The sequence below is a fragment of the Myceligenerans halotolerans genome (assembly GCF_054782975.1).
Map to the genome: position 1 here is coordinate 60,409 of NZ_BAAGRL010000012.1, position 15,638 is coordinate 76,046.

Consider the following 15,638-nt stretch of genomic DNA (forward strand, 5'->3'; position numbering starts at 1 on the left):
GGTGGCTTCGGGCAGGATGGGGGCATGTCTCAGCTACATCACCGGGTGCGACCCATGCGGGGACGTGACCCCCACGAGCCCCATCGCGCGGCCACCCCGCTGGAGCTGCTGTTCGACCTGGCGTTCGTCATCGGTTTCGGGGTCGCCGGCGAGCAGGCGGCACACCTCCTCGCGGAAGGACACACGGGCCCGGCGGTGATCGGGTTCGCCTTCGCGACGTTCGCGGTGTGCTGGGCCTGGATCAACTTCACCTGGTTCGCCTCCGCCTTCGACACCGACGACTGGTTCTACCGCGTCACCACGATGGTGCAGATGACCGGTGTCGTGATACTGGCCCTCGGCCTGCCGGAGATGTTCCACAGCCTCGACGCGGGCGGGCTGCTGCACAACGAGGTCATGGTGGCCGGCTACGTCGTCATGCGCCTGGCGATGCTCGTGCAGTGGCTGCGCGCCGCACGGCAGGCGCCCGAGCACCGGCCGGCCTGCCTCGGGTATGTGTGGACGCTCCTGGTCAGCCAGATCGGCTGGATCGCCCTCGCCGTCGCACCCACCGGAGCGGCGGCGTTCTTCGCGATCGGCGCCGTGCTCGTGGCCGTCGAGATGGCCGGGCCGTGGATCGCCGAGCGGGTGGTTCCCGCCACCGTCGCGCAGCAGGGCGGGGCCGAGGACCGCGACGCGCGCGATCGCGGGGCGTGGCGCGGTACGCCGTGGCACGCGCACCACATCGTGGAACGCTACGGGCTGCTCGCCATCATCACCCTCGGCGAGGGCGTCATCGGCACGGTGGCCTCGCTGAGCGCCGTCGTCGAACACCAGGGCTGGACCCTGGACGCGGCCCTCGTCGCGTTCGCCGGGATGGCGCTCACCTTCGGCCTGTGGTGGACCTACTGGATGACGCCGGCCGCCGCGATGCTCGGCGCACACCGGGAGCGCTCGTTCGTCTGGGGATACGGGCACATCTTCATCTACGCGGCGCTCGCGGCGGTGGGTGCCGGACTGCACGTCGCCGCCTACTACCTCGAGGGGGAGTCGCACCTGGACGCGACCGGGACGGTGCTGGCCGTCGCGGTGCCCGTCGCGGTCTTCATCCTGGCCGACTACCTGATCTTCACGGCCGTGACCCGCAGCGCGGACCGCCTGCACGTGCTGCTCGTGGCGGGCGCCGCCGCACTGCTGACTGCCGCGGTGGTCGCGGCCGCCGCCGGGGTGGGGATGGCGTGGTGCCTCCTGCTGGTGATGCTGGCGCCCGCGGTGAGCGTGGTCGGGTACGAGGCCGTCGGACACCGTCACGTGGCGCGGTTGGTCGACGCCGTCTCCTAGTCCGCCGTGGCGCCCCGGGGTCGGGCGCGGCACGCGCACGCGCCACGCGGGGGGCGGACCCTCCGCCGGTGTCGCTCCCGAGTTCCTCAGGCCTGTCGCCGCTGCCGGGCCACCTCGTAGAGGGCGATGCCGCCCGCCACCGCCGCGTTCAGGGACTCCGTGGTCGCCGCGATCGGGATGGACGCCACCGCGTCGCAGGCCTCGCGTACCAGCCGGGACAGGCCCTTGCCCTCCGAGCCCACCACCAGGACCAGCGGGTCGGTCGCGAAGGCGACGTCGCCGACCTCGGTGTCGCCGTCGGCATCGAGGCCCACCACGAAGCAGCCGGCCTTCTTCAGCGACTCGAGCTCCCGGGCCAGGTTGGTCGCCCGGGCGACGGGGACTCGCGCCGCCGCGCCGGCAGAGACCTTCCAGGCCGACGCCGTCATGCCCGCCGCCCGCCGCTCCGGCACCAGCACACCGTGCGCCCCGAACGCCCCGGCGGACCGGAGCACGGCGCCGAGATTGCGGGGGTCGGTCACGCCGTCGAGCGCCACGACGAGCGGGGGCTGCCCCGAGGCCGACGCCGCGTCGAGCAGGTCGTCGGCGTCGGCGTACTGGTACGGCGGGACCTGGATCGCGATGCCCTGGTGCACCGCGTTGTCCGTCAGCCGGTCGAGCTCCAGCTTGGACCCCTCGACGAACTTCAGGGATCGTGCTGCCGCCAGCTTCAGGATCTCCTCGGTCCGGTCGTCCGAGTCCAGGCGGGACGCGATGTACACGCAGGTCACCGGCATCCCGGCCCGCAGCGCCTCCAGCACGGCGTTGCGCCCCGCCACGATCTCGGTCGCGTCGCCGCGTCGCCGGGTCTTCGCGGCGGGTCCGCGCGCCGGCCCGCCCTGCTCCTGCCGGGCGGCGCGCCTCTCGGACGCAAGCTTGCGCTGGTGCGCGGGGTGGTAGACACGGTCCTCCGCCTTGGGCGTCGGTCCCTTTCCGCGCAGCGCCCTGCGGCTGTGGCCGCCCGTGCCGACCTGCGGCCCCTTCTTGGTACCGGTCTTGCGCGTCGCGCCGCGGCGCTCCGAGTTTCCTGCCATGGTGAGTTCCTTCCGGCCGCTACGCGGCGGTTGCGACGGCCAGTTCCGTCCGGTGGCGGTCGGGTCAGGACCCGGCCAGCGCCCAGCGGGCGCCGTCGGCGGAGTCCTGGACCTCGATCCCGGCGGCCGTGAGCCGGTCCCGGATGGCATCCGCCGTGGCCCAGTCCTTCGCGGCACGCGCTGCCACGCGTGCCTCCAGCTCGGCCGTGACGAGAGCGCCGAGCGCCGTCGCGTGCCGGTCCCCGGCCGGTGAGGCCCACTGCGGATCCGCCGGGTCGAGCCCGAGCACGTCCAGCATCGCACGGATCGCCACCAGCTCGGTGCGGGCGGCCTCGTCGTCCCCGGACGCGAGCGCGCTGTTGCCGGCACGCAGGTGCTCGTGCACGACGGCGAGCGCGGCCGGGGTGTTGAGATCGTCGTCCATGGCGGCGGCGAAGTCCTCCGGGACGTCCGCCTTGGCGATCTCGTCGGCGGGCACGGAGCCCACCGCCTCGGTGGCCCTGGTGACGAACCCCGTCAGCCTGTCCCAGGTGGTGTGTGCCTCGTCCAGGGTGTCCGGCGTCCACTCAAGCATCGAACGGTACTGCACGGACACGAGCGCATAGCGCACGACGGCGGTCGGGGCCTGGTCCAGCAGCTCACTCACCAGCAGCCCGTTGCCGAGCGACTTGGACATCTTCGTGCCCCGCTGCGTCACCCACGCGACGTGCATCCACGAGCGCGCGAAGGCGTCCCCGGCGGCGCGGGACTGCGCCTGCTCGTTCTCGTGGTGCGGGAACCGCAGGTCGAGACCCCCGCCGTGGATGTCGAACTCGGTGCCCAGGTATCGGCGCGCCATCGCGGAGCACTCCAGGTGCCAGCCGGGACGGCCCAGGCCCCAGGGCGTGTCCCAGGCCGCCGTGGCCGGTTCGCCCGGTCGCGGGGCCTTCCACAGGGCGAAGTCGTGCGGGTCTCGCTTCTGCGCGGCCACGGCGTCCGCCTCCGAAGGCGCCACGCAGTCGTCCTCGACGCCGAGATCCTCCAGCTTCTGCCGGGTGAGCTCGCCGTAGGCGGGCCACGAACGCACGTCGAACCAGACGTTCCCCTCCGTGGTGGCGTACGCGTGACCGGCATCGATCAGGTCCCGCATCAGGGCGATCATCTCGGGGACGTGCCCGGTAGCCCGCGGCTCGTAGGTGGGTGGCAGGACGCCGAGCGCGTCGTAGGCGCGCGTGAAGACACGCTCGTACCGGCCCGCGTGCGCCCACCACTCGACGCCGGCCGCGGCCGCCTTGGCGAGGATCTTGTCGTCGATGTCGGTGACGTTCCGGATGAACGTCACCTTCAGGCCCTGGCGCGTGAACCAGCGGCGCAGCACGTCGAACGCGACGGCCGGGCGCAGGTGGCCGACGTGCGGAGCGCTCTGCACGGTGGCACCACACAGGTAGATGCTGACCTCACCCGGGTTGACGGGGTCGAAGTCACGCACTTCCCGCGTGGCGGTGTCGTACAGGCGAATGTTCACCTGACCAGCCTACCGGCGGGCCCCGCAGCGCGCGGCGGGTTATCCACAGTCGTACGTCACGTCGACAGGTGGAAGTAGTCCGACTCCGGATCGTCCTCCGCGGGCTGTTCGCCCGGGGGAAGGCCGAGGAGGGCCTTCTCGTCGGGGCGGTACCGCAGCACGTCCTCGACGTAGGAGGCGACCGCCTCCGGGAGCGGGATGTCACGTTCCGCGCGCTCGGAGGCGTACCAGCGGTGGTCCAGCACCTCGTGGAAGATCTGCGCGGGCTCCAGCTTGCGCCGCAGCTCACGCGGGACGGCGTTCACGGTCGGCTCGAAGACCTTGCGCAGCCAGTCGTGCGCCACGAGCTGCTCGCCGTCGTTCTGCCGGCCGGTCGCGGCGGCGTACGAGTCGAGGTCGTTGAGCAACCGGCGCGCCTGGTTCTCCTGGACGTCGAGCCCCGTGAGGCGGAAGAGCCGGTTGGAGTGGTGGCCGGCGTCGACCACCTTGGGCTGGATCCGCACAGAGGTGCCGTCGATGTCCGTGGTCATCTCCAGCTCGCCGACGTCGAACCCGAGGCGGTTGAGGCGCTCGATGTGCGCGTCGACGCGCCAGCGGTCGCCGGCGACGAAGTACTCGGCGCCCGTCAGCGCGTCCCACAGCTCGTTGTACCGCTCGACGAGGGCGTCCCCGATGCCGATCTCGTCGACCTCCTCGTGCAGCATCTCGCCTGCTGCCAGGTCCATGAGCTCGCCGATGATGTTGGTGCGGGCCAGGTCGATGTCGTAGTTGCGCTGGCCCGGGGTGAGCTGCCGGTGCAGGTCGCCGGTCTCGGCGTCGACCAGGTAGGCGGAGAACGTCTCGGCGTCGCGCCGGAAGAGCGTGTTGGACAAGGACACGTCGCCCCAGTAGAAGCCCACCAGGTGCAGGCGGACGAGCAGCACCGCGAGGGCGTCGATGAGGCGGGTGGCGGTGTCCGGCCGCAGCGCCTGGCTGAACAGCGCGCGGTACGGCAGCGAGAACTGCAGGTGCTCGGTGACCAGGACGGCCTCGAGCCGTTCGCCGTCCGCGGCACGCCGCCCGGTGATGACCCCGACGGGCACCACCGACGGCACGTCCAGCCGGTTCAGCCGGCGCAGCAGCTCGTACTCGCGGTAGGCGACGGACTCGCCGATCTCCTTCACGGCGAGCACGCGCCCGGAGAGCCGCACGAACCGGACCACATGGCGGGAGATACCGCGGGGAAGGGCCGCCAGGACGTCCTCGGGCCATGAGACCAGCGGGGTGTCCCAGGGCAGGTCGAGCAGCGCGGGGTCGGGCCGCGCTGCGGTGATCTGCAGGTTGTGTGTCATGAGGGCTCCCGCCAGAGACGCGCCGAGGCAGCAAGTCCCGTCGGGGACCTACTGCCTCGGCGTCGTGATCAGGGAAGGGCTCAGCCCAGGCGCTCGCCCGTCGAGGCGGAGAACGCGTGGGTCTGGTCCGGCTTGATCGTGACCGAGATCGTGTCGCCCTTGTCCGGCACGTTGCGGGGGTCGATACGCACGATCACCTGGTTGCTGTCGCCGGCGTGCAGGTCGCCGCCGTTCTTCAGCGAGCCGTAGACGAACGCGTCGGAGCCGAGCTCCTCGACCAGGGTGACGTCGACCTCGAAGGCGCCCTCGCTGCCCGAGGAGACCACGCTGAGCGACTCGGGGCGGAAGCCCAGGGTCACCCGGCCGCCGTCGGCCGCCGTGATGCCGTCGGCGACCGCGCGCTCCAGTGCGAGCGACGCGCCGCCCACCTGAGCCTTGCCGTCCGTGACGTCGAACGTGCCGATGTTCATGGCCGGCGAGCCGATGAAGCCCGCGACGAACACGTTGTTCGGCTTGTCGTACATCTCGCGCGGGGTGCCGACCTGCTGCAGGATGCCGCCCGCCAGCACCGCGATGCGGTCACCCATGGTGAGCGCCTCGGTCTGGTCGTGCGTGACGTACACCGTGGTGACGCCGAGCCGGCGCTGGAGCGAGGCGATCTGCGTACGGGTCTGCACACGCAGCTTGGCGTCCAGGTTCGACAGCGGCTCGTCCATGAGGAACACCTGCGGCTGGCGCACGATGGCGCGGCCCATGGCGACACGCTGGCGCTGACCACCGGACAGCGCCTTCGGCTTGCGGTCGAGGTACTCGGTGAGGTCGAGGATCTTCGCCGCCTCCTCGACCCGCTGGCGGATCTCGGCCTTCGGCGTGCCCGCGATCTTGAGCGCGAAGCCCATGTTGTCCGCCACGGACATGTGCGGGTACAGGGCGTAGTTCTGGAAGACCATCGCGATGTCGCGGTCCTTGGGCTGCACGTCGGTGACGTCACGGTCACCGATCATGATGGCACCGCCGTTGACGTCCTCGAGGCCGGCGAGCATGCGCAGCGACGTGGACTTACCGCAGCCCGAAGGGCCGACGAGGACGAGGAATTCGCCGTCCTCCACATGCAGGTCGAGCTGATCGACCGCGGGCTTCTCCGTGCCCGGGTAGACGCGCGTCGCCTTGTCGAAGGTGACCGTAGCCATGGTGAGACTTCCCTCCACCGGCAGGTACGTGCCGGACGATCCGTTGTGTCGGGTGTCGTTGCTTCCACTTGCGTGTCGGCGGTGACACAGATTGCAGCGTGATAGTACCCCGTCAGGGAGGCAGTTCACTATCCGCTGGTCAAGAGGCCAGGTGATGGCGCCCGACAGTGGTCACGAGCCGGTCAGCTCATCGGCAATCCGCTCCAGGACGACGGCGAGCGTGTCCGCGTCCGGCAACCGGTGCTGGGCCAGGGTGTCACCCGTGCCGACCTTGACCGCGAGGTCTCCGGCCTCCAGCGCGGCGAAGGCGTGCTCGTCCGTCGTGTCGTCGCCGGAGTAGAAGATCCGGACGGTCTGCGCCCCGGTCTCGTCGGCGACGACGTCGCGCAGCTGCCGCAACGCCTCACCCTTGGACGTCGACACCACGGACACCTCGACCACGTCCTTGCCGTGCATGGGCGGCAGCCCGAGGTTCGCGGCGACCTCGTCGGCCGCCATCATCACGGCGGCGGCGTCGTCGGCCCCGGCCAGGCGCGTGTGGATGACGGCGGCCCCCGGCTTGGTCTGCACCCACACGCCCTCACGGTCCGCGGCGGCGGACTCGAACCCGGCGATCAGCGTGTCGAGCTGGGTGTGCTGGGCGGGGGAGAGCTGGAGCGGAACCGACTGGATGCCGTCGTCCGTGGCCCGGCCCGTCTCGGCGCCGTGCGAGCCGACAAGGAACGTGCCGGGGGGCGCCTCGGTCACCTCCGCCAGGTCCTCCAGGTCGCGCCCGGAGACGAGCGCGAACCGAACGGGCATGTCGTCGGCCAGGCCCGCGATCCGGTCCACGGCCGTGCGGGCGGCCGGCGTCATCCTGCTCGCCTTCGGGTCGTCGACGAGCTGGGAGAGGGTGCCGTCGAAGTCGCAGGCGACGAGCCAGGCGACGGGTGGCTTCGCGTTCCTCCGACGACGGCGGACGGCGGGCTGCGCGGTGAAGGCCCGGACCGAGTCGGCGAGGGTCCCCGTCGGTTCCATGTTGCGCGGCTCGGCCGAGACCGGCGGCTGCACGGCGTAGAGCACGGAGAGGAAGGACTCCGACCACTTGGCGACGTCGTCGGTCATGATCTTGCGGCGCAGCCGGCGCATCCGGCGACGCTGTTCCTTCGGGTCCATAGCCGAGGCCGCGACGATGATGTCCTTCATCCCGTCGATGTCGTGCGGGTTGATCAGCAGCGGTCCCGGCGACAGCTCGTCCGCCGCGCCGGTGAACTCCGACAGCACGAGCACGCCGCGCTCGTCGCTCCGGGCGGCGACGTACTCCTTCGCCACGAGGTTCATGCCGTCGCGCAGCGCGGTCACGAGCATGACGTCCGCCGCGAGGTAGAGCGCGGCCATCTCCTCGGGCGGGTAGTTGTGGTGCAGGTAGTGGATGGCGGAGTGACCGAGCTCGCCGAACTCGCCGTTGATGCGGCCCACGAGGATCTCGACGTGTTCGCGCAGGTCCTGATAGGCGCCGACGTTCTCCCGGCTCGGGCTGGCCACCTGGACGAACGTGGCCCGCGTGACGTCCAGCCGGCCGTCCTCGAGCAGCTCGCCGTAGGACTTGATGCGGTGACGGATGCCCTTGGTGTAGTCGAGACGGTCGACGCCCAGGTACACGATCTCCGGGTTGCCGAGGTCGGCACGGATCTCCTTGGCCCGGTTCTGCACCTCGGGCGTGCGGGCGAGCTCGTCGAAGCGGCGCGAGTCGATGGAGATCGGGAACGACTGCGCGCGGACGTGCCGGCCGGGCCTGCCCTCGGCGTCGGGCATCGTGATGACCGGCCCGCGCGTCGTGTAGTCGGTGAGCCGGCGGACCGCCCGCACGAAGTTCGCGGCGTCGCCGTTGCGCTGGAACCCGATGACGTCTGCCCCCAGCAGCCCGTCCACGATCTGCCGGCGCCACGGCAGCTGCCCGAACAGCTCCACCGGCGGGAACGGGATGTGGTCGAAGAACCCGATGCGCAGGTCCGGGCGCAGGTCCCGGAGCATGCGCGGGACCAGCTGCAGCTGGTAGTCGTGCACCCAGACCGTCGCGTCCGCCGCGGCCTGCTCGGCGGCGGCGTCGGCGAACCGCTGATTGACGCGCCGGTACGCGTCCCACCACTGCCGGTGGTACGTCGGCGGCGCGATGACGTCGTGATACAGGGGCCACAACGTGTCGTTGGAGAAGCCCTCGTAGTAGCGCTCGATCTCGTCGGCGCTCAGCGTGACCGGCACCAGACGGACGCCGTCGGCGTCGAACGGCTCGTGGGCGAGGTCGGGCGCGCCGGACCAGCCGACCCAGGCGCCGTTCTCCTGCCGCATCACCGGCTCCAGGGCTGTGACGAGCCCACCCGGTGAACGTTGCCAGGTCAGGTCCCCGGTGGGACTCACCGAGAAGTCGACGGGGAGGCGGTTGGCCACCACGACGAGGTCGTATCCGTCTTTGCCTGGCAACGATCTGCACCTCAATCTGTCATTGACTGCGTTGACTCGTACTTGCCTCGTTCAGGGTAGCGAGACCCGGGAAGGTCGCGCAGTAACGTCCATCACCTCATTTCGGACGAAACCGGTGTTCCGTTGCTGGTCAGGAGGGTGAATACGGGTGAGTTGCCGGGCGATGGCCAGGTTCGCCCGCTAGCGTTTGGTCCATGGGAGCAGAGGGGGCCGTCGAAGGCACCGAACAGCGGACGGACGCGGGCGCCGTCTCCGTCCGTGAGCGTGCCGCCGGCTCCGTCGTCGGCGGGTACACGGTGACCGGCCGGATCGGCAGCGGCGCCATGGGCACCGTCTACCGCGCGACCGACGACGGCGGCAACGCCGTCGCACTCAAGCTGCTCACCCCCGGACGGGACGAAGCCGGCGCGCGCGATCGGCTCCGCCGCGAGGCCAGGGCGCTGCAACGGCTGAAGCACCCGGCGGTGGCGAGCGTCATCGACGTCGAGCTCGACGGGACCGACGCGTTCATCGTCACCGAACTCGTCGAAGGCCCCACCCTCGAGGAAGAGGTCGACGAGCGCGGCCCGCTCGACCCCCGCGACCTGTACGAACTCGCCGACCAGCTCGCCGATGCCCTCGAAGCCGTGCACGCGGCAGGCGTCGTGCACCGCGACCTGACGCCGTCCAACGTGCTCATCTCCGCAGCCGGCCCCGTGCTCATCGACTTCGGCCTCGCGCACGCCCGCGGCGACGCGCGCGCCACCCGCACCGGCTTCGTCATGGGCACACCGGGATACCTCGCCCCCGAGCTGCTCGACGGCGGCGAACCCGCCCCCCACACGGACTGGTGGAGCTGGGCCGCCGTGCTCGCCTTCGCGGCGACCGGCCGCTCACCGTTCGGCGTCCGGCCGCTCGAGCTCGTGCTGCGACGCTCCCGGGAAGGCGCCGCCGACCTCGCCGGGCTCGAACCGCGCACCTCCCGGGCGCTCGCCGCGGCGCTGCGGCCCACGCCCGTCGAGCGCTGGGGCCCCACGGAGGTCGCACGGTCGCTGCGGGCCGCGTCGGACGCGTTCATCGCGGCGGCACGTGCCGCCGACCCAGGAGCCTCGGCCGACGACGTCGGCCAGCGACGAACCCAGGTGATGGCCGGCCCGACGGCGGTCGTGGAACCGGTCGCGCCGAAGGCCGAGCCCGTCACCGCGGTGGTCGCCCCCGCCGGACCGTCCGGCCAAGGGCGCTCGGTGCGGAGCCACCCCGTCGGAGGAGCACCGGGCACCACGCCGCCGAGCGCGGGAAGCCCGGGCTCCGGCGGCCAGGTCGCCACGCAGGAGGTTCGGCCGAGGCCGGCGCCCGCGGGCGTCGTCGGCCGGATGACCCGGTATCCCGCACGGACCGGCACCGTCACCGCCGTGGGCGGCGCCCTCGTCGCGCTCGCCGCGACCCGGCCCGGATGGGCGCTCGCGGTGTTCGTGGTGCTGTGCGTGCTGTGCCGGGCGTCGGGCGCCGCGCTGAACGAGCTCTGGAACTGGCGGATGCGCCGCGGGGCCGCGTCGGGCGGGAAGGGGCGTGCGGTGCTGCTGATGCCCTGGTACCTGGTGCGCTCCGTCTTCGGGGTGCTGCCGGCGCTGCTGATCGCGTGCGCGGTGGGGGCGATCGTGGCCCTCGGCGGGTTCTGGCTGTTCGCGCCGGGGCGGGTGATCGTGCTGCCGCTCGACGATCTCGCGTCCCGCGCGGTGGGCGGGACGAACGACCCGATCGTCGACACGTGGGTGCTGGCCCTGGCCATGCTCGTCACGATGTTGCTCACCTGGTGGGGGCCGGTGGCGCAGCTCACGCGCGAGGGCAGCAGGCCGCTGCTGGCCACGGTGGCGCCGGGATGGGTCGGCGCGGGGATCCTGGTCGTGTTCTCGCTGGGGGTGGTCGGGCTCGGTGCGGCGGCGATCGTGGGCGATCCGCTGGTGATCGACTGGTGGCCGCTCACGGAGCGGCCCGACGTGCGGTGATCGTGGCCGGGCGGCCCGCGCGCGGCCTGTGATTGCCTCGTTCGGTCGTCTGTCACAGCCGGGCCCGTTGAACGGGCGTGACCCGGGGACCGCCGTCGTGCGCGAGGAATCGGGGACGCACGACGGGGGTGTACAACGACCGTCACGGAATAGTGATGTGATGCCCAGGTCGCTCCCAGGACGCAGTGGATAGGCTGTGGTGCGCCGGCGAGAGACTGCCGGGCGGCGCTGCCACCGTGGCGCCGGAAAACTGCTGGCCGGTGGGCCGTGCACCGAGGAGAAGGACTCGATGTCGAACATGACCAAGGCACAGCGGCGTGAGGCCGCCCGCGCCGAGGCTCTCGCGATGCAGAAGAAGGCGCAGGGGCGCGAGCGGATCGTCCGGATCGCGATCCTGAGCATTCTCGGACTGTTCATCGCCGGTCTGGGCGTCGCGATCTGGCTGATCTTCGCGGAGTCCCAGAAGACGCCGATGGAGCGGGCGGACAGCGTCCCGGCCGGCGTCGTGGACGAGACGGGCATCCCGGTGGACGAGTCGGGCACGGCGGGGTCCGTCGTCGAGGGCGCGACGCAGCTCGACGTCTACGTCGACTTCATGTGCCCGGTGTGCGGCCAGTTCGAGGCGCTGAACGGCGCGGACATCGCCGCGATGCGCGAGGCCGGCGAGGTTTCCTTCGTGGTGCACCCGGTGGCGATCCTGGACCGCCTGTCCAACGGCACCGAGTACTCGACGCGCGCGGCATCGTCCGTCGCGTGGGTGGCCGACCAGGCGCCCGAGTCGTTCATGGAGTACCACGACCTGCTGTTCGCGAACCAGCCCGCCGAGAACTCGCCCGGCCTGAGCGACGAGCAGCTCGCCGCCTTCGCCGAGCAGGCAGGCGTCCCGGCCGATGTCGCGCAGGGCATCGCGGACGGTCAGGCCATGGCGAGCTACCGCGACTGGGTGACGGCATCGACCGACCAGGCGACGTCGGCGGAGGAACTGGCCAACCCGCAGACGGGCCAGTTCGGAACCCCGACCGTCATCCTCGACGGCGAGCGGTTCGAGGACTGGGGGACGCCGGGCTCGCTGATGACGGCGGTCACCGGCGGGGACTCGGCCGGCGATTCCGGCGACGGGTCCGCCGACGAGGAAGAGTCCGGGGACAGCGCGGACGAGTGATCCGGGCCTGACCGACCTCGAGATGTGGAGCGGGACGGCTGCCGAGACGCCTTGTGCGCCTCGGCGGCCGTCCCGCTCACGAGGTTGCGGTGTGCATTAGGCTGTACTCCGCTCGGGCCACCCATGGCCCTGGCATCGCCGCCTTAGCTCAGCTGGTAGAGCGCTCGCCTTGTAAGCGAAAGGTCGTCGGTTCGAACCCGACAGGCGGCTCCAACGGCCCGGAATCTCAAGGATTCCGCGCCGCTGTCTGTTGTCGGCGTCGCGTGGGTGGCGGAGCAGGAGGTTGGTTACGCCTCAGGCCCTCGAGGCGTAACCAACCTCCTGGTTCGTCGGCAGCTCACGGGCGCGGCCAGGGTTCCGCCGTCGGCCACTTCGCGGTGCGGCCGTCGCCGGACGACCTGCCGGTCACGCGGCGCTTCACCCACGGGCCGACATGTTCCCTGGCCCAGACCGCGTTCCCTCTCGTGGTCTCGGCAAGGGTCTGCCGCGGCGCCGGGGGGAGGGGCTCGTCCCAGGCGGCGTCGTCGGGCATCAGGCCGAGCCCCACGAGCGCGGCGTTCTTGACGCGCTCGTGCCCCTCCGGCAGGAGGTGGATCCGGTCCCCGGACCACATGCGCAGGTCGAAGAGCGAGCGGATGCCCCACAGGTCGAGCACATGGGCGTTGTGGCGGCGCGCGATCGACCAGACGTTCGCGTTGTAGACGCCGACCCGGCTGTTGGTCCACGCCAGCGTGCCGCCCGCCTTGAAGCCGGTGCCCATGAGAACGTCGGCGCCGGTGGCGCGGATCCTCGCGACGGCGTCCTCGAGCGCTGAGCAGATGGTCTCCAGGTCCACGCCGGGCCGCAGGATGTCGTTGCCGCCACCGATGAGAGACACCAGATCGGGTTTCATGCCGAGCGCGGCGTCGAGCTGCTCGGCGATGATCGGGCGCAGCAGCCGCCCGCGGATCGCGAGGTTGGCGTACGCGATCACCGGCTCGCCGGCCGCGGTGCGCCGATCGCTCAGCGACGTCGCGAGGCGGTCGGCCCAGCCGCGCTGCGTGTCCTCCAGGCCGGGGTACGGGTCCCACAGTCCTTCGCTGAACGAGTCGCCGATGGCGACGTAGCGCGTCCAGCGCGGGGGCACGTCGTCCCGCGTGGTGGCCGTGCCGCTGCTCGACGGTGCCGACGGTGCCGACGGGGCGGGCGACGCTGCCGGGTGGGCCGGCGACGGCGCCAGGCTGGTCGATGCGGGACGGACGGGTGGCGCTGCCGGGCGGGTTGTCGACGCCTCTGGACCGGTTGACGACTGTGTCGGACGGGCCGACAACGCGGCGGACGCCGGGTCGGCCGACGTCGTGGGGTCGGACGGTGCCGTTGCAGGCACCGAGTCGGGCGAAGCTTCGGGATCCTGGGAAGAAGTCGCGCTCACGTCGCACATTCTTCCTGGGACTCCAGGTTCTGTGTAGTCCAGTACCAGGTAACCGAGGGTGAGACGCGCCACGGGAGGCGTCGGGCAACCGCGAGCCGCCATTGACTTCGGCCCGTGGCGAAGGACGCCGCCCGCGGCGACCTGGCGTTCCGCCCGGACGAACCCGGGAGCCCGCCGCGGGCGGCGCGATGGGCCTACGGCAGGTGCCAGTCGATCGGCGTCGTGCCCTGTTCCTCCAGGAGCGCATTGACGCGGGAGTACGGCTTGGAACCGAAGAAGCCGTTGCGTGCCGACAGCGGCGAAGGATGGGCGCTCTCCACGACCGGGACCTCGCCGAGGAACTTCTTGAGACTGCGCGCCTTCGCGCCCCAAAGCACCACGACCAGCGGGCCGCCTCGCGCGGCGAGAGCCTTGATCGCGGCCTCGGTGACTTCCTCCCAGCCCTTGCCGGCATGCGAGTCCGACTTGCCCGGCTGGCAGGTCAGCACCCTGTTGAGGAGCATGACGCCCTGGTCGGCCCAGGGGCGCAGATCGCCGTTGGACGGCCTCGGGACGCCGAGGTCGGTCTCCAGCTCCTTGTACATGTTCAGCAGCGACGGCGGCAGCGGGCGCACGTCCGGCTGGACCGAGAACGACAGGCCCATCGCGTGGCCCGGCCGCGGGTAGGGGTCCTGGCCGACGATGAGCACCTTGACGTCGGCCAGCGGCCGCTGGAACGCGGCGAGCACGTTCGGGCCGGGCGGGAAGTAGCCGCGTCCGGCCGCGTTCTCGGCGCGCAGGAAGTCACCCATCTCATGGATGCGCGACTCGACACTGGACAGCGCCTCCGCCCAATCGGGCGAGATGACCTGCGACAGCGGCTTGCGGGCTGGGGCTTCGTCGGTATCGGGCGTCATGGTCTCCACGCGTCGGGACACTACTCGGGGACACCGACAAAGTGCAGGTCCATCGGCAATCAGCAGGACAGCGCCTTGTGTCGGCCGACTGTTGATGAGCGTCGGCAGGGCCTCGCAGACCTCGCAGGCCGGACCGGGGGGTGTCAGACGGTGGTCGTAGTGTGGCCCACATGAGCGAGATGCTGGTCGAGTCCCTGGATGCAGTCGACGTCGAGCCCACGGGCGCGGTCGTCGCGGAACCGTCGTCGGACGAGGCAGCGGGTGAGCTTTCCGACCTCGAGCGCGAGATCCTCGCGTTCGAACGCAAGTGGTGGAGGTTCGCCGGGGCCAAGGAGGAAGCGGCCCGCGAACTGTTCGGCGTGACCTCGACGCGGTATTACCAGGTGTTGAATGCGTTGATCGACACACCTGCGGCGCTCGCCCATGACCCGATGCTGGTCAAGCGATTGCGCCGGGTGCGTTCGACGCGCCGGCGTGCGCGATCGGCACGGCGGCTCGCGGACGAGAAGCCTTGAGCGCCCAGCAGTCTGGGCTACCCTGTCCGCCGTGACCAACAGCACGTACCGCTACCCGCCCGACGAGTTCGACGTCGCCGTGCCTGGCGGCGCACCTGTTGGCGTGCATCGCGCGCCGCGCAGCGGCTGGAGTTCGGCCTGGCCGTTCATGCTGGTCGCGCTGGTCTGCGCCGGCGTCGCATGGGGCGGCATCACCCTCCTGTCCGGCGGGGGGAACGACGGCAACTCGGCAGCGGAGCCGACCGCCAGCGTCTCGCCCGGCCCGTCTGCAAGCCCCAGTGGCGACGCTGAGGGTGAAGGCGGCGGTCAGGACGGGGGTGAGGACGGTGAAGGCGGCGGCGAGCCGAGCGGCGAGCCGTCCGACGGGGAAGGCGGTGGCGGCGGGTTGCCCGGCGACCCCGCGCTCGCGGACATGGCCGTGGTCATCGGCGTGTACAACGACGGTGCCGGCCCAGGTATGGCGGGTACGACAGCAACGAATCTTCAGGCGGAAGGATTCACCGGTGAGATCCACCCGCTCGATGCGGGTGCCGCGAATGGGCCGGCAGCTGGGTCGGTCACCGCGAACACCGTGTTGTACGGCGGAGACCGGGCCGATACGGCTTCCGCGGTCGCGGAGGCGCTGGGTATCTCCGGCGCCAACGTTCAGGAGTCGGCTGACGTGGCTGCCCACCCGACAGAGGGCGTCTGGGTCATCGTGGTGACTCCGCCGGAAGGTTGAGCCGGTCCGGCGACTGATGTGAAGCAGCACCGGCCGACGCGCCCGTCCCGTTCCTCGGGGCGGGCGCTTC

Annotated in this window: 12 protein-coding genes and 1 tRNA gene; 6 read left to right on the forward strand and 7 right to left on the reverse strand. The window is 71.5% G+C overall.

The genetic code is table 11. From position 1 onward, the window contains the following. Positions 1–24 precede the first annotated feature (24 nt). On the forward strand, positions 25–1,320 hold the full coding sequence (locus ACYVK5_RS09455; protein ID WP_460704181.1) for a low temperature requirement protein A: 1,296 nt from the start codon (positions 25–27) through the stop codon (positions 1,318–1,320). Between the two features lie 86 nt (positions 1,321–1,406). Here the strand turns inward: ACYVK5_RS09455 and rlmB are convergent, their stop codons facing one another. From rlmB to ACYVK5_RS09480, 5 genes are all read right to left on the reverse strand, one after another. Then, on the reverse strand, positions 1,407–2,393 hold the full coding sequence (gene rlmB, locus ACYVK5_RS09460; RefSeq protein WP_460704183.1) for a 23S rRNA (guanosine(2251)-2'-O)-methyltransferase RlmB: 987 nt from the start codon (positions 2,391–2,393) through the stop codon (positions 1,407–1,409). 64 nt (positions 2,394–2,457) lie between these two features. Beyond that, positions 2,458–3,897 carry a cysteine--tRNA ligase gene (gene cysS / locus ACYVK5_RS09465; RefSeq protein WP_460704185.1) on the reverse strand — a complete coding sequence of 480 codons (1,440 nt, stop codon included), beginning with the start codon at positions 3,895–3,897 and terminating at the stop codon, positions 2,458–2,460. 56 nt (positions 3,898–3,953) lie between these two features. Continuing rightward, positions 3,954–5,228, reverse strand: a complete 1,275-nt coding sequence (locus ACYVK5_RS09470; protein ID WP_460704187.1) for a DUF4032 domain-containing protein — start codon at positions 5,226–5,228, stop codon at positions 3,954–3,956. A gap of 80 nt (positions 5,229–5,308) precedes the next feature. Next, positions 5,309–6,418, reverse strand: a complete 1,110-nt coding sequence (locus ACYVK5_RS09475) for an ABC transporter ATP-binding protein (RefSeq protein WP_460704189.1) — start codon at positions 6,416–6,418, stop codon at positions 5,309–5,311. A 171-nt stretch (positions 6,419–6,589) separates the two neighbouring features. Next, positions 6,590–8,878 carry a bifunctional alpha,alpha-trehalose-phosphate synthase (UDP-forming)/trehalose-phosphatase gene (locus tag ACYVK5_RS09480; RefSeq protein ID WP_460704191.1) on the reverse strand — a complete coding sequence of 763 codons (2,289 nt, stop codon included), beginning with the start codon at positions 8,876–8,878 and terminating at the stop codon, positions 6,590–6,592. A 194-nt stretch (positions 8,879–9,072) separates the two neighbouring features. On the opposite strand from ACYVK5_RS09480, the gene ACYVK5_RS09485 reads away from it, so the two are divergent. The 3 genes from ACYVK5_RS09485 (at position 9,073) to ACYVK5_RS09495 (ending at position 12,238) form a co-directional block, all read left to right on the forward strand. Continuing rightward, complete coding sequence (locus ACYVK5_RS09485) at positions 9,073–10,863, forward strand: serine/threonine-protein kinase (protein WP_460704193.1); 1,791 nt, start codon at positions 9,073–9,075, stop codon at positions 10,861–10,863. Positions 10,864–11,161: 298 nt separating this feature from the next. Next, entirely contained in the window at positions 11,162–12,025 is an 864-nt protein-coding gene (locus ACYVK5_RS09490; RefSeq protein ID WP_460704195.1) for a DsbA family protein, read from the forward strand. Between the two features lie 137 nt (positions 12,026–12,162). Continuing rightward, positions 12,163–12,238 (forward strand) — tRNA-Thr (locus tag ACYVK5_RS09495). A 124-nt stretch (positions 12,239–12,362) separates the two neighbouring features. Here the strand turns inward: ACYVK5_RS09495 and ACYVK5_RS09500 are convergent. Beyond that, the gene (locus ACYVK5_RS09500) at positions 12,363–13,151 is read right to left on the reverse strand and encodes an SGNH/GDSL hydrolase family protein (RefSeq protein ID WP_460704197.1); all 789 of its coding nucleotides are present in this window, start codon (positions 13,149–13,151) and stop codon (positions 12,363–12,365) included. Positions 13,152–13,630: 479 nt separating this feature from the next. Beyond that, a complete protein-coding gene (locus tag ACYVK5_RS09505) occupies positions 13,631–14,332 on the reverse strand; it encodes a uracil-DNA glycosylase (RefSeq protein WP_460704762.1) in 702 nt (233 codons plus the stop codon). 170 nt (positions 14,333–14,502) lie between these two features. On the opposite strand from ACYVK5_RS09505, the gene ACYVK5_RS09510 reads away from it, so the two are divergent. Continuing rightward, the gene (locus ACYVK5_RS09510) at positions 14,503–14,847 is read left to right on the forward strand and encodes a DUF3263 domain-containing protein (protein WP_460704199.1); all 345 of its coding nucleotides are present in this window, start codon (positions 14,503–14,505) and stop codon (positions 14,845–14,847) included. A gap of 31 nt (positions 14,848–14,878) precedes the next feature. After that, positions 14,879–15,568 carry a LytR C-terminal domain-containing protein gene (locus ACYVK5_RS09515; RefSeq protein WP_460704201.1) on the forward strand — a complete coding sequence of 230 codons (690 nt, stop codon included), beginning with the start codon at positions 14,879–14,881 and terminating at the stop codon, positions 15,566–15,568. Positions 15,569–15,638: the final 70 nt, after the last annotated feature.

Excerpts from the sequence above, each read along its gene's own strand:
- ACYVK5_RS09455 (WP_460704181.1), top strand. The coding sequence starts at position 25 with ATGTCTCAGCTACATCACCGGGTGCGACCCATGCGGGGACGTGACCCC.
- rlmB (WP_460704183.1), bottom strand. The coding sequence starts at position 2,393 with ATGGCAGGAAACTCGGAGCGCCGCGGCGCGACGCGCAAGACCGGTACC.
- ACYVK5_RS09470 (WP_460704187.1), bottom strand. The coding sequence starts at position 5,228 with ATGACACACAACCTGCAGATCACCGCAGCGCGGCCCGACCCCGCGCTG.
- ACYVK5_RS09475 (WP_460704189.1), bottom strand. The coding sequence starts at position 6,418 with ATGGCTACGGTCACCTTCGACAAGGCGACGCGCGTCTACCCGGGCACG.
- ACYVK5_RS09485 (WP_460704193.1), top strand. The coding sequence starts at position 9,073 with ATGGGAGCAGAGGGGGCCGTCGAAGGCACCGAACAGCGGACGGACGCG.
- ACYVK5_RS09490 (WP_460704195.1), top strand. The coding sequence starts at position 11,162 with ATGACCAAGGCACAGCGGCGTGAGGCCGCCCGCGCCGAGGCTCTCGCG.
- ACYVK5_RS09505 (WP_460704762.1), bottom strand. The coding sequence starts at position 14,332 with ATGACGCCCGATACCGACGAAGCCCCAGCCCGCAAGCCGCTGTCGCAG.
- ACYVK5_RS09510 (WP_460704199.1), top strand. The coding sequence starts at position 14,503 with ATGAGCGAGATGCTGGTCGAGTCCCTGGATGCAGTCGACGTCGAGCCC.